Below are 12,280 nucleotides of genomic sequence, written 5' to 3'. Positions count from 1 at the left end.
TCTAAGCATGAAGCCCCCCTCAAGATGAGATTTCCCATAGCGTCAAGCTAGTAAGAACCCTGAAAGATGATCAGGTTGATAGGTCAGAGGTGGAAGCGTGGTAACATGTGGAGCTGACTGATACTAATCGTTCGAGGACTTAACCAAGTTTTAAAGCGAACTCGTAGTTTACAAACACTTCTTCTGCATTATCTAGTTTTGAGAGAACGATCTCTCAAACAAAATAGTCTGGTAACTATGGCGAGAAGGTCACACCCGTTCCCATACCGAACACGGAAGTTAAGCTTCTCAGCGCCGATGGTAGTTGGGACGAAAGTCCCTGTGAGAGTAGGACGTTGCCAGGCAAATGAAAAAAGACAATCCTTGTGGGTTGTCTTTTTTCATTTTTATTAAATTGACAGAAAAAACTACCATTATATGGGTAAAAATACAAAACGCATCAAAAATGGCACAAAAGTCTTTGAAAATGGCACAAACCCACCTAATAATGACACAAAAACCATGCAAAAACGGCACAAATCACGAATAAAACTGTCTTCAATACCGAATCTAGTCCCACCTCTCGTATAAATCAAAAACCTCGTCCCAATGCCACTTCTCATAATACCAGCTTGCGACAGTAACATTATTAATCCAAACCTTTTCCTTCACTTTATCTGCTCGAGAAACAAGTATTTTAGCGGTCTTCCTATTTGTCCTTACCCAAACAAGTTGATTATGAACGATTTGTGGTGCAAAATCCCCTTCGTTTTTTAAAGGAAGGGTAACCTGGGTCACCTGTGAATCGCTAACCTTATTTAAACTTGGTAATGGGCGCTTAGCAATGTCCACTAGTTCACTTTCCTTAGAGCGTGAGACAATGAGAGTGTGGTTGTTTTTCCAAAAAAAATCACGATCCACATAACCATTAGGTGTAAGTATCTCTTTACGTAATCCCGGAACGAAGACTGTCTTTAATTGTTTATTTTTCTGTGCCTCTCTACCAGATCCACCTATATAACCGAGCTGATTTTTCCATGGTGACCATCTAAACCAGTTTTCATCATTTAACATTTCATCAACCTTCTTGAAAATCTGCCCATCCAAAGAAAACAAACACAAAGTATTACTATCAGCAGATAACGAAGCGGTTGGGATTAATAAAAAGCTAATCCACTTTTTGTCCGCAGACCATTTAAAGGCGCTCGTACTCACATAGTACTCATCTTCCCCGATAGATATGGTGTAAATAGGTTTAATCTTCGGCTTTAGCTTATCGAAAGCCACTTCTGAAAGGATCATGTCTGAATGAAGCTCAGCCTTTTTCCTTGAGGATATCAATAATCTTCTACCATCAGGGAACCACGAAACATTCTCTACATTTGTAGCAATAGGAGTAGCCAGATAAAGACTAGAAGGATCCGGATTGAAGAGAAATAAAGCATCGTTTACAAGAAAAGTGAGTTGATTGCCTTGTGGTGACCAAGCGAAATTTTTAGATACATTGGTTTTTACTTTAAAGTGCTTTTTCATTCTAATATTATAAAGCCACAAATCGCCACTGAAGAATGTTTCATCAGCCTCTTTTGCCCCCTTTAAATAAGCAATCCAATAGCCATCCTGCGACCATTTTGGATACCGTATTAAGTCTCCATTTGTAATTCGCTCTTCCTTAATACCTACTTTAACCCACAAATCATTGTCCCTAATAAAAGCCGCCTGAAGTGCTGCAGCCGAGGCACTCGCAAATACACTTGAATGAAAAGCTGTTAAAAAAAGTACGATTATAAGTGTTTTCTTAATCATAGGATCTCCTCAATCAATAGAAAGTGTCTACCTATTATTTAGAGTGCATTAGTTTCTAAAAATTATTTTGCATTCAATTGTAAACACTATGGGTGTGATAAAAGAAGAAGGTGAAATGATGGATTGGTTGGATTTGCTCCATAAATATAAATTAACCAGTATTATCTTGGCTGCTGTGATTGCATGGATTTGTGTTTATATTATCAATAAACTTGTCCATGATTTTTTTAAGCGGACACATTTTATTGAGGAACGAAAAGAACAAACTATTGAGAGTATGATTCGATCATTAACAAAATACACGGCCACTTTAAGCTTTATCTTTTTTGCCATCTCTCAATACGTCAGCAATTTTGGCAGAGTTCTTGCAGGGGCTGGAGTAGTCGGAGTGATCGTCGGATTTGGCGCACAAAGCCTGATTAGAGATATCCTTTCCGGGATTTTCTTAATTTATGAAAAGCAGCTGCATAAAGGTGATTTCATTACGATTAACAATACCTTCAATGGGACAGTGGAAGAGATAGGACTAAGATTTATTAAACTCCGGGAGTGGAGTGGCAAGCTATTAACCATAAGTAACGGCGAAATCAAACAAATACATAATTATAATATTAATCAAATGCGTGTCATCGAAAGAGTCGTCATCAGCTATCGGGAAAATCCTGATAAGGTATGGGAGGTTCTAGAACTGGCTTGTGAAAAAATCAATGAAGTAAACAAGCCATGCATGAAATTAGACGCGACAGAATGTATCGTTGAGCCATTTAAGGTGTACGGGATGACATCTTTAAATGCTTCCTTCAGAGGAATCGAATACACGATTACCGGATTGGTGGATGACACTTTTTACTGGGATGCCGCAAAACAAACTAGGAGAATAATTGCCCAAACATTATACAATTACGAGATACGACTAGCTGAGGACACGATGCTTCTCAAGCAAGCAGAAGACCTGCATACTTCAAAAACCCTTGAAAATTCTGGGCCTTTTACAACACTTAAGGACTGACCCATAGGGAATTATATGTTAAAGTGGTAGGAAGCAATCGCGAAGGAGGACATCTTGTGTTAGAGAACAGTTTTATCATGGTAGTGATTATTCTGCTTATCAATATTGTCTATGTTTCTTTTTTTACCATAAGGATGATACTAACTTTAAAGGGACAGCGCTATCTCGCAGCATTTCTTAGTACGATTGAAGTGGTTATTTATGTGCTTGGACTGGGTCTTGTATTAAATAATCTCAATGAAATTCAAAATCTTATAGCCTACGCGGTTGGATATGGTATCGGTGTCATTGTCGGTATGAAGATTGAAGAAAAGCTGGCTCTCGGCTATATTACTGTTAATGTAATAACAAAGGAATATGATAAAGACCTCCCTAAAATTCTAAGAGAAAAAGGGTATGGCGTCACCAATTGGGAAGCAAATGGACTTGAAGGCGACCGGATGGCGATGCAAATACTCACCCCAAGAAAATTCGAATTAAAACTATATGATGCGATAAAAAGTTTGGATCCGAAGGCATTCATCATTACCTACGAACCGAAATCCATCCATGGTGGTTTCTGGGTCAAATCAGTGAAAAGAGGGAAATTATTTTCATGAGTAAGAAGCAGAAATTTGAAGTCCAGGAAAATGAAAGTATTGAGGATTGCTTGAATAGAATAAAACAGCAAGGTTATGTTCCTGTCCGGCGTACAGAGAAACCCATTTTTCGAGAAGTGAAAAAGGGGAACGAAACTATTTACGAACCAGTCGGCCGTGAAATCGTGTTTGAAGCCCAGTTATCGGAGTAAAACACGAACATTATAGTATTATTTAAAAATAATGTTCGATATTATTGTTGACATACGATTGGGTTGGTTGGTAAGATAAAGCTATCAGATGTAACAATTAATCTTTACCCTCATATATCCATGGGAATATGGCCCATAAGTTTCTACCCAATAACCGTAAATTATTGGACTATGAGGGAAAGTCTATATGTTCGGCAATAAGGGGAAGTCCCCTTACGTTTATTTATGAATTCTTTCTAATGCCCGGGCAAATGGCTTTCTCTTATCGAGAGGCTATTTGTTTCGGGTATTTTCTATTTGTTTGTATTTTACCTTGAAGTTCATTTGTGTGGCAAGTTAAGAGAAAAGGGTGAGTAGGAATGAAAGTTGGCATCATCATGGGGAGCAAGTCAGACTGGGAAACAATGAAGAATGCATGTGACATTCTTGATCAGCTTGAAATTGTCTATGAGAAAAAGGTGATTTCAGCGCACCGGACGCCTGATTTGATGTTTACCTATGCTGAAGAAGCTAGAAACAGAGGGCTAAAGGTAATCATAGCGGGAGCAGGTGGTGCAGCACATCTTCCAGGCATGGTAGCGGCAAAGACAACTCTTCCGGTTATCGGTGTTCCCATTCAATCACAAGCCTTAAAAGGATTAGATTCCCTGCTATCCATTGTGCAAATGCCAGGCGGTGTGCCAGTAGCAACGGTGGCCATTGGAAAAGCTGGTGCCATAAATGCAGGTCTTTTGGCCGCGCAAATTTTAGCAACAGAAGATCAGAAGCTTGCTAATCAATTAGAAGCGAGAAGAGAAGCTATTAAACTAGAAGTCTTAGAAAGTAGTGATCAGCTTGTCTAAAGTGATTTTACCAGGAGCAACCATTGGCATAATTGGTGGAGGTCAGTTGGGAAGAATGATGGCCCTAGCAGCAAAGGCACAGGGCTTTCGAATTGCCGTTTTAGAGCCGACACCAGACTCTCCCTGCGGCCAAGTAGCGGATGTGCAAGTGATTGGTGCCTACAATAGCCGAGAGGCCATCAGTAAGTTAGCAGAGATGAGCGATGTCATTACATACGAATTTGAAAATATAGATGCAGATACGTTAGGCTGGTTATGTGAGCATGCCTATGTGCCGCAAGGTCCAACCCTACTTACAATTACACAGGATCGGATCAAGGAAAAACGAGCGATTCAGCAGGCGGGAATCGAGGTTGCCCCCTATGAGGTGATACAAAGCCTGAATGATTTATTGTTAAATATAGACGCAGTTGGGTATCCGGCGGTCTTAAAAACAGCAAGAGGCGGGTATGATGGGAAGGGTCAGCTTGTCATTCACCATCCGGAAGACGTGTTAGAGGGCAAGGCTCTCTGTGAACTAGGTCCATGTGTTTTGGAGAAATGGATTCCATTTGAAAAAGAACTATCTGTCATTGTGACACGCAAGCAAAATGGTAAAACAGCCATTTTCCCTGTAGCTGAAAATATTCATGTCGATAATATTTTACATCAAACGATTGTCCCAGCGAGGATTTCAGAGACTGTTGCAGCAGCTGCTGTTCAAAAGGCGGAGGAATTAGCAGATTCTCTTGAATTAGTTGGCACACTGGCAGTAGAAATGTTTTTAACGAATGATGGAAGTATTTACGTCAATGAACTAGCACCAAGACCGCATAATTCCGGGCATTTTTCGATAGAAGCTTGCGAGACCTCACAGTTTGAGCAGCATATACGTGCCATCTGTAATTGGCCTTTAGGAAGCACGGAGCTATTAAAACCAGCCGTTATGGTCAATCTATTAGGAGAGCACCTTGAAACCTTGTATAGAGAGATTCCTACCCAAAAAGATTGGAAGGTTCATCTGTACGGAAAAGAAGAGCCTAAATGGAAACGGAAGATGGGACATGTTACACTTTTACGAGAAACGACTGCGGACGCTCTAAAGGAGCTCGAAATGAGCAGTATTTGGAACACAGCAAAAGAAAAGATCGGGGGATAAAACATGATTGATCGTTACACAAGACCTGAAATGGGAGCCATTTGGACAGAGGAGAACCGCTTTAATGCGTGGTTGGAAGTAGAAATTCTCGCCTGTGAAGCATGGGCGGAACTAGGTGAAATTCCAAAGGCGGATGTGGAAAAATTACGCCAAAACGCGTCGTTTAATATTGATCGCATCAAAGAAATTGAAGCAGAAACACGACATGACGTGGTGGCCTTTACTCGCGCGGTGTCCGAAACATTAGGGGAAGAGCGGAAATGGGTGCATTACGGATTAACGTCCACAGATGTGGTGGATACAGCACTTTCTTATGTATTAAAGCAGGCCAATGCGATTTTACTAAAAGATCTGGAAACCTTTGTTGAGATTTTAAAGAACAAAGCCATCGAACACAAAATGACCGTTATGATGGGCCGGACTCACGGTGTTCCATGCGGAGCCAACAACATTCGGGCTGAAGCTTGCGCTTTGGTACGAAGAAATGAAGCGAAATCTAGAGCGCTTTAAACAGGCAGCAGAAGGAATCGAGTTCGGTAAGATTTCTGGTGCGGTTGGGACGTACGCAAATATTAATCCATTTGTTGAGCAATATGTGTGTGAAAAATTAGGGCTCCAACGGGCACCGATTTCAACGCAAACGTTGCAGCGTGACCGCCATGCTCACTATATGTCCACGATTGCTTTGATTGCGACGTCCATTGAGAAGTTTGCGGTGGAGGTTCGCGGATTGCAAAAGAGTGAGACGCGTGAGGTAGAGGAATTTTTTGCAAAAGGTCAAAAAGGTTCCTCAGCAATGCCGCATAAACGTAATCCAATTGGTTCTGAGAATATGACGGGAATTGCCCGAGTTCTACGTGGGTACATGTTAACGGCTTATGAGAATGTTCCGTTATGGCATGAACGAGATATTTCTCATTCGTCTGCCGAACGAATCATTTTGCCAGATGCGACAATTGGCTTGAATTATATGCTAAACCGCTTTGGTAATATTATTAAAAATCTTACTGTGTATCCGGAAAATATGAAGCGCAACATGGACCGGACGCTTGGTTTGATTTACTCACAGCGTGTACTGCTTGCGCTGATTGATAAAGGGTTATCACGTGAAGAGGCGTATGATACGGTACAGCCGAAGGCGATGGAGGCATGGGAGAACCAGGTTCCATTCCGTGGCTTGATTGAAGCGGATAGTAAAATTACTTCGTTGTTGTCACCTGTTGAAATTGCCGATTGCTTTGACTATAACTACCATCTACAGCATGTAGATACGATCTTTGACCGATTAGGGTTGAATGGATAAAGGTGTAGAAGCTAGGCTAGGGGTTCTATGAGCCCGAATTAACACGAAAAAGGGGTTAGCGGTCGCGTAAAGCATCACAACGTGACCCTCAACCAAAAATAAACCAAGGGACAGGGCACAACCAGCCTATTTTCAGTCTGAAGATTCCCAATATTGCGAATAAGGAGTGAACCAACACATGAAAGAACTGCTATACGAAGGAAAAGCGAAACGCATTTACACAACAGACAACGATAACACTGTTTTGGTCGAGTACAAGGATTCCGCTACTGCATACAACGGGCAAAAAAGGGCAGACATTGCCGGCAAAGGCCGATTAAATAACGAGATTACTAGTTTGTTATTTTTAAAGCTTAAAGAACAAGGGATCGAGTCACACTTTATCGAGCGCGTATCAGAAACGGAACAGCTGGTGAAAAAAGTAAGCATTATCCCGCTCGAAGTAGTCGTTCGCAATGTCGCGGCAGGAAGCCTTTCAACAAGATTGGGAATCGAAGAAGGCAAAAAGCTAACCACACCGATCGTGGAATTTTATCTAAAAGATGATGAATTAGGCGATCCAATCATCACAATTGACCATATTCTTGAGCTAAATATCGCTACAACAGAAGAAATCTATATTTTACGAGGCAAAGCACTCGAGATAAATGCTATTTTATCCAGCTTCTTTTCAGAACTAGATGTCCGTCTCATCGATTTCAAGCTAGAGTTTGGTAAAGACGAAATCGGCAGAATTCTTCTTGCCGATGAAATATCCCCTGACACGTGCCGACTATGGGATCAAGCAACCAACGAAAAGCTCGATAAGGATGTTTTCCGTCGTGATTTAGGTAGTCTAACCAAAGCCTATGAAACTATTTTAGAGAGACTCGGAGGTCATCAGCATGTATAAAGTTAAGGTATATGTCACTCTTAGAGAAAGTGTATTAGATCCTCAAGGAAAAGCAGTCACACACTCACTGCATTCACTCAACTACAAGCAAGTGACCGATGTGCGAATCGGAAAATATATGGAACTCACTATTGAAAAATCAGAGCAGGACATCGATGAAATAGTAAATGAAATGTGCAGAAGCTTACTTGTCAATCCAGTGATCGAAGACTATCGATATGAGGTAGAGGAGTGTGTCGCTCAGTGAAGTTTGCGGTGATCGTCTTTCCAGGATCGAACTGTGATATCGACATGTACCATGCGGTAAAAGATGAACTTGGTGAGCAAGTGGAATATGTTTGGCACGATACTGAGAGCTTAGATGAGTTTGATGGAATTTTGCTGCCTGGTGGTTTCTCCTATGGAGATTACCTCCGCTCAGGTGCACTCGCTCGTTTTAGCAAGGTCATGAAAGAGGTCGTGAAAGCGGCCGAAGTAGGCAAGCCAGTTTTGGGTGTATGCAACGGATTCCAAATTCTTCTTGAGGCCGGGCTGTTGCCTGGAGCGATGCGCAGAAATGAGAGTCTTTCCTTTATTTGCAAGCCGGTCCAACTAAGAGTGGAAAACAACCAAACGATGTTTACTGCCGACTATCAACAAGGAGAAGCAATCACAATCCCTGTTGCTCACGGAGAAGGAAATTACTACTGTGATGAAGAAACGCTTGCGGAACTAAAAGAGAATAACCAAATCGTATTTACTTATCAGGAAAATCCAAACGGAAGTCTCGAAAACATTGCGGGAATCGTGAACGAAAAAGGAAATGTCCTTGGAATGATGCCGCACCCTGAACGAGCAGTGGATGAACTGTTAGGCGGGGCGGATGGACTAAAAATGTTTCAATCAATTGTAAAGGCTTGGAGGGAAGCACATGTTGTTAACGCTTGAACCAAATCCTACTCAGATCAAAACAGAGAAAATCTATCAGCAAATGGGTTTGTCCGATGAAGAATTTGCAATGATTGAGTCGCTCTTAGGCCGTACGCCTAATTATACCGAGACTGGACTTTTTTCAGTCATGTGGTCGGAGCACTGCAGCTATAAAAACTCAAAGCCGGTACTGAGAAAATTCCCGGTGACAGGTGAACGCGTTCTTCAAGGTCCTGGTGAAGGAGCGGGAATCGTTGATATCGGCGATGGTCAGGCCGTAGTTTTTAAAATTGAAAGCCACAACCATCCCTCAGCGATTGAGCCGTATCAAGGGGCGGCAACTGGAGTCGGCGGGATTATCCGTGATGTTTTTTCAATGGGCGCACGTCCTATCGCTCTATTAAACTCGCTCCGCTTTGGCGAACTGGATTCAGCTCGTGTTCGTTATTTATTTAAAGAGGTTGTTGCCGGGATTGCGGGTTATGGAAACTGTATTGGCATTCCAACGGTTGGCGGCGAAATTCAGTTCGAGCCTTGCTATGAAGGCAATCCACTGGTGAATGCGATGTGCGTCGGCCTGATTGACCATAAGGATATTAAAAAAGGGCTGGCCCATGGTGTGGGTAATACGGTGATGTATGTAGGAGCAAAAACTGGCCGCGACGGAATCCATGGGGCTACGTTTGCTTCTGAGGAATTAAATGAACAATCCGATGAAAAACGTCCTGCAGTTCAAGTAGGCGATCCATTTATGGAGAAACTTCTTTTAGAAGCATGCCTAGAGCTCATTCAATCCGATGCACTGGTAGGGATTCAGGATATGGGTGCAGCGGGCCTTACCAGTTCTTCGGCTGAAATGGCCAGCAAAGCGGGAATGGGCATTGAGATGAATTTAGACCTTGTCCCGCAGCGGGAAACAGGGATGACTGCCTATGAAATGATGCTGTCTGAGTCCCAGGAACGCATGTTGATCGTCGTTAAAAAGGGAAGAGAGCAGGAGATTACCGCTCTTTTTGAAAAATATGATTTAGAAGCAGTGGCGATTGGAACGGTAACGGACGATAAGAAACTGCGCTTAATCCATAAAGGGGAAACGGTGGCGGATGTACCAGTGGATGCTCTAGCAGAGGATGCACCTGTTTATCATAAACCATCCCAAGAGCCGGCTTATTTTAAGGAGTTCCAAGCAACTGAGCAAGAGATTCCTCAAGTCGACGATTTAAAAGACACACTAGTAAAAATCCTGAGCCAGCCAACCGTGGCCAGCAAGGAATGGGTATATGAGCAATATGATTATATGGTTCGTACTAACACGGTTGTTTCTCCTGGATCAGATGCATCGGTTCTTCGGATTCGCGGAACAAGGAAGGCTTTAGCGATGACCGTTGATTGCAACTCACGCTATGTCTATTTGGATCCGGAAACAGGCGGGAAAATTGCCGTGGCGGAAGCGGCGCGCAACATTATTTGTTCCGGTGCAGAGCCGTTAGCGATTACCGATAACCTGAACTTTGGAAATCCTGAAAAGCCAGAGGTTTTCTGGCAAATTGAAAAAGCAGCGGATGGAATCAGCGAGGCATGTCGCGTCCTCCAAACCCCTGTCATCGGCGGGAATGTGTCACTATATAACGAAACAAGCGGTACGGCAGTCTATCCGACACCAGTTATTGGTATGGTGGGCTTAGTAACCGATATTGACCATATTACTACGCAACATTTTAAAAACAGCGGCGACCTTATTTACCTTGTCGGTGAAACGAACCCTGAGTTTGGCGGTAGTGAACTGCAAAAATTGCTACATGGCCAAATTTTTGGCAAGGCGCCTGAATTAGATGTAATTACTGAAAAAGAAAGACAAGATTCGGTCCTAGCGGCGATTCGTGCTGGGGTGGTTCAATCTGCGCATGACTTGACTGAAGGCGGCTTGGGTGTGGCCCTTTCTGAATGTTTATTTACTAACGAGCAGTTCGGTGCCGAAGTCATCATTACAGGAGAACCCGTCACGGCTTTATTTAGTGAAACGCAATCTCGCTTTCTATTAACAGTTAAGAAAGAGGATCAGGCAGAGTTTGAACGTCTAGTACCAGCCAAGCTTATTGGGCAAGTAAATGCTTCTGGAATTTTACGCGTGTCCACTGAAAAGGAAACAGTTCTTGAAGCTTCAGTAAATGAACTGAAAGCTGCTTGGAAAGGAGCCATCCCATGCTTGCTGAAATCAAGGGATTAAATGAAGAGTGCGGTATTTTTGGTGTCTGGGGACATCCGGATGCGGCCCAGTTAACCTATTACGGACTTCACAGTTTGCAGCATCGCGGCCAAGAAGGAACCGGCATCGTTGTCTCCGATGGGAAAACACTCAAAGGTGTAAAAGGCGAGGGATTGGTGTCAGAGATATTTACAACTGAAGCGATGACAAAATTAACCGGTTCGGCTGCCATTGGTCATGTTCGATATGCGACAGCAGGAGGGGGCGGCTATGAGAACGTCCAGCCGCTCTTGTTCCATTCGCAAAGCGGCAGTCTTGCCCTTGCCCATAATGGAAACCTAGTCAATGCCAATTCCTTGAAACACCAGCTTGAGACGCAGGGAAGTATTTTTCAAACAAGCTCTGATACGGAAGTATTGGCCCATCTCATTCGAAGAAGCGGCTATCCTCATCTGAATGATCGCGTAAAAAATGCACTCTCCATGCTAAAAGGAGCGTACGCCTATTTAATTATGACGGAAACGGAATTAATGGTGGCCCTTGATCCGCATGGTCTGAGACCTCTTTCGCTTGGGTTGTTAGGGGATGCTTACGTAGTGGCTTCTGAAACATGTGCGTTTGATGTGGTCGGTGCGGAATATATCCGCGAAATTATGCCGGGAGAACTGCTAATCATTAATGAAAACGGATTAACCTCTGAGAGATTTGCTGTCAGTACCACAAAGGCCATTTGTATGATGGAATATGTGTATTTTTCCAGACCGGATAGCAATATTCATGGAATCAATGTGCACACAGCTCGAAAAAGCCTAGGAAAGAGATTAGCGCTTGAAGCCCCTATAGATGCGGATGTCGTAACAGGTGTTCCAGATTCAAGTATTTCAGCGGCTATTGGCTATGCAGAAGAGGCGGGAATTCCCTATGAAATGGGCTTAATTAAGAATCGCTATGTGGGAAGAACGTTTATCCAGCCTTCACAATCCCTAAGGGAACAAGGCGTAAAAATGAAGCTGTCAGCGGTTCGCGGTGTAGTCGAAGGAAAGCGTGTCGTCATGGTCGATGATTCGATTGTCCGTGGAACCACAAGCCGAAGAATTGTCTCACTTCTAAAGGAGGCAGGAGCAACAGAGGTTCATGTGGTGATTAGTTCTCCTCCGATTGAAAACCCTTGTTTTTATGGAATAGATACTTCAACGAAGGAAGAATTGATTGCATCAGATAAATCGGTCGAGGAAATTCGTCAGCTGATTGGGGCTGATTCTTTAACCTTTTTAACAGTAGAAGGCATGATGCATGCGCTCGGTCAGGAAGGCACGAACGGCTATTGTCTAGGCTGCTTTACCGGAAATTATCCAACAGAAATTTATCCGGATACACTCCAATATTATTATCAAAAATAGGAAGGG

The 12,280-nt window shown here is 42.9% G+C and carries 11 protein-coding genes, 2 rRNA genes, 1 pseudogene and 1 riboswitch (1 of these 15 only partly in view); of the genes and pseudogenes, 13 read left to right on the top strand and 1 reads right to left on the bottom strand.

Annotated features, from left to right (window positions below):
• Together QFZ87_RS00760 and rrf are read left to right on the top strand one after the other, a co-directional pair.
• Positions 1–147: ribosomal RNA gene (locus QFZ87_RS00760) — 23S ribosomal RNA — on the top strand (it extends 2,789 nt beyond the left edge of the window).
• A gap of 80 nt (positions 148–227) precedes the next feature.
• Positions 228–344: ribosomal RNA gene (gene rrf, locus QFZ87_RS00755) — 5S ribosomal RNA — on the top strand.
• Between the two features lie 205 nt (positions 345–549).
• Here rrf and QFZ87_RS00750 read toward each other — a convergent pair.
• Positions 550–1,785, bottom strand: a complete 1,236-nt coding sequence (locus tag QFZ87_RS00750; RefSeq protein ID WP_309856571.1) for a TolB family protein — start codon at positions 1,783–1,785, stop codon at positions 550–552.
• A gap of 115 nt (positions 1,786–1,900) precedes the next feature.
• Here QFZ87_RS00750 and QFZ87_RS00745 point away from each other — a divergent pair, with 115 nt between their 5' ends.
• From QFZ87_RS00745 to purF, 11 genes and pseudogenes are all read left to right on the top strand, one after another.
• A complete protein-coding gene (locus QFZ87_RS00745) occupies positions 1,901–2,794 on the top strand; it encodes a mechanosensitive ion channel family protein (protein ID WP_309856568.1) in 894 nt (297 codons plus the stop codon).
• 77 nt (positions 2,795–2,871) lie between these two features.
• Positions 2,872–3,393 (top strand): DUF2179 domain-containing protein, encoded by a 522-nt coding sequence (locus QFZ87_RS00740; RefSeq protein ID WP_309867564.1) that lies wholly within the window; start codon positions 2,872–2,874, stop codon positions 3,391–3,393.
• Positions 3,390–3,584 carry an NETI motif-containing protein gene (locus QFZ87_RS00735; protein WP_309856565.1) on the top strand — a complete coding sequence of 65 codons (195 nt, stop codon included), beginning with the start codon at positions 3,390–3,392 and terminating at the stop codon, positions 3,582–3,584. The genes QFZ87_RS00740 and QFZ87_RS00735 overlap by 4 nt, the downstream gene beginning before the upstream one ends.
• 90 nt (positions 3,585–3,674) lie before the next feature.
• Positions 3,675–3,776, top strand: a riboswitch (purine riboswitch).
• A 167-nt stretch (positions 3,777–3,943) separates the two neighbouring features.
• Positions 3,944–4,426 (top strand): 5-(carboxyamino)imidazole ribonucleotide mutase, encoded by a 483-nt coding sequence (purE, locus tag QFZ87_RS00730; protein WP_309856564.1) that lies wholly within the window; start codon positions 3,944–3,946, stop codon positions 4,424–4,426.
• The gene (purK, locus tag QFZ87_RS00725; RefSeq protein WP_309856560.1) at positions 4,410–5,564 is read left to right on the top strand and encodes a 5-(carboxyamino)imidazole ribonucleotide synthase; all 1,155 of its coding nucleotides are present in this window, start codon (positions 4,410–4,412) and stop codon (positions 5,562–5,564) included. The genes purE and purK overlap by 17 nt, the downstream gene beginning before the upstream one ends.
• A 3-nt stretch (positions 5,565–5,567) precedes the next feature.
• Positions 5,568–6,867: pseudogene (gene purB / locus QFZ87_RS00720) on the top strand (adenylosuccinate lyase).
• 178 nt (positions 6,868–7,045) lie between these two features.
• Positions 7,046–7,759 carry a phosphoribosylaminoimidazolesuccinocarboxamide synthase gene (purC, locus tag QFZ87_RS00715; RefSeq protein WP_309856557.1) on the top strand — a complete coding sequence of 238 codons (714 nt, stop codon included), beginning with the start codon at positions 7,046–7,048 and terminating at the stop codon, positions 7,757–7,759.
• Positions 7,752–8,006: a phosphoribosylformylglycinamidine synthase subunit PurS gene (gene purS / locus QFZ87_RS00710; protein WP_309856554.1), complete on the top strand. Its 255-nt coding sequence runs from the start codon at positions 7,752–7,754 to the stop codon at positions 8,004–8,006. The genes purC and purS overlap by 8 nt, the downstream gene beginning before the upstream one ends.
• On the top strand, positions 8,003–8,686 hold the full coding sequence (gene purQ, locus QFZ87_RS00705) for a phosphoribosylformylglycinamidine synthase subunit PurQ (protein WP_309856551.1): 684 nt from the start codon (positions 8,003–8,005) through the stop codon (positions 8,684–8,686). Before purS ends, purQ begins: the two co-directional genes overlap by 4 nt.
• Positions 8,670–10,895, top strand: coding sequence for a phosphoribosylformylglycinamidine synthase subunit PurL (gene purL / locus QFZ87_RS00700; protein WP_309856548.1), 2,226 nt, complete (start codon positions 8,670–8,672; stop codon positions 10,893–10,895). Before purQ ends, purL begins: the two co-directional genes overlap by 17 nt.
• Positions 10,871–12,274: an amidophosphoribosyltransferase gene (gene purF, locus QFZ87_RS00695; RefSeq protein ID WP_309856544.1), complete on the top strand. Its 1,404-nt coding sequence runs from the start codon at positions 10,871–10,873 to the stop codon at positions 12,272–12,274. The genes purL and purF overlap by 25 nt, the downstream gene beginning before the upstream one ends.
• Positions 12,275–12,280 lie beyond the last annotated feature (6 nt).

The organism is Bacillus sp. SLBN-46 (genome assembly GCF_031453555.1).
GTDB lineage: Bacteria > Bacillota > Bacilli > Bacillales > Cytobacillaceae > Neobacillus.
Note: the sequence above shows the minus strand (reverse complement) of the source record. Positions and strands in the feature narration are given on the sequence as shown.

Excerpts from the sequence above, each read along its gene's own strand:
- QFZ87_RS00750 (WP_309856571.1), bottom strand. The coding sequence starts at position 1,785 with ATGATTAAGAAAACACTTATAATCGTACTTTTTTTAACAGCTTTTCAT.
- QFZ87_RS00745 (WP_309856568.1), top strand. The coding sequence starts at position 1,901 with ATGATGGATTGGTTGGATTTGCTCCATAAATATAAATTAACCAGTATT.
- QFZ87_RS00740 (WP_309867564.1), top strand. The coding sequence starts at position 2,872 with ATGGTAGTGATTATTCTGCTTATCAATATTGTCTATGTTTCTTTTTTT.
- QFZ87_RS00735 (WP_309856565.1), top strand. The coding sequence starts at position 3,390 with ATGAGTAAGAAGCAGAAATTTGAAGTCCAGGAAAATGAAAGTATTGAG.
- purE (WP_309856564.1), top strand. The coding sequence starts at position 3,944 with ATGAAAGTTGGCATCATCATGGGGAGCAAGTCAGACTGGGAAACAATG.
- purC (WP_309856557.1), top strand. The coding sequence starts at position 7,046 with ATGAAAGAACTGCTATACGAAGGAAAAGCGAAACGCATTTACACAACA.
- purS (WP_309856554.1), top strand. The coding sequence starts at position 7,752 with ATGTATAAAGTTAAGGTATATGTCACTCTTAGAGAAAGTGTATTAGAT.
- purL (WP_309856548.1), top strand. The coding sequence starts at position 8,670 with ATGTTGTTAACGCTTGAACCAAATCCTACTCAGATCAAAACAGAGAAA.
- purF (WP_309856544.1), top strand. The coding sequence starts at position 10,871 with ATGCTTGCTGAAATCAAGGGATTAAATGAAGAGTGCGGTATTTTTGGT.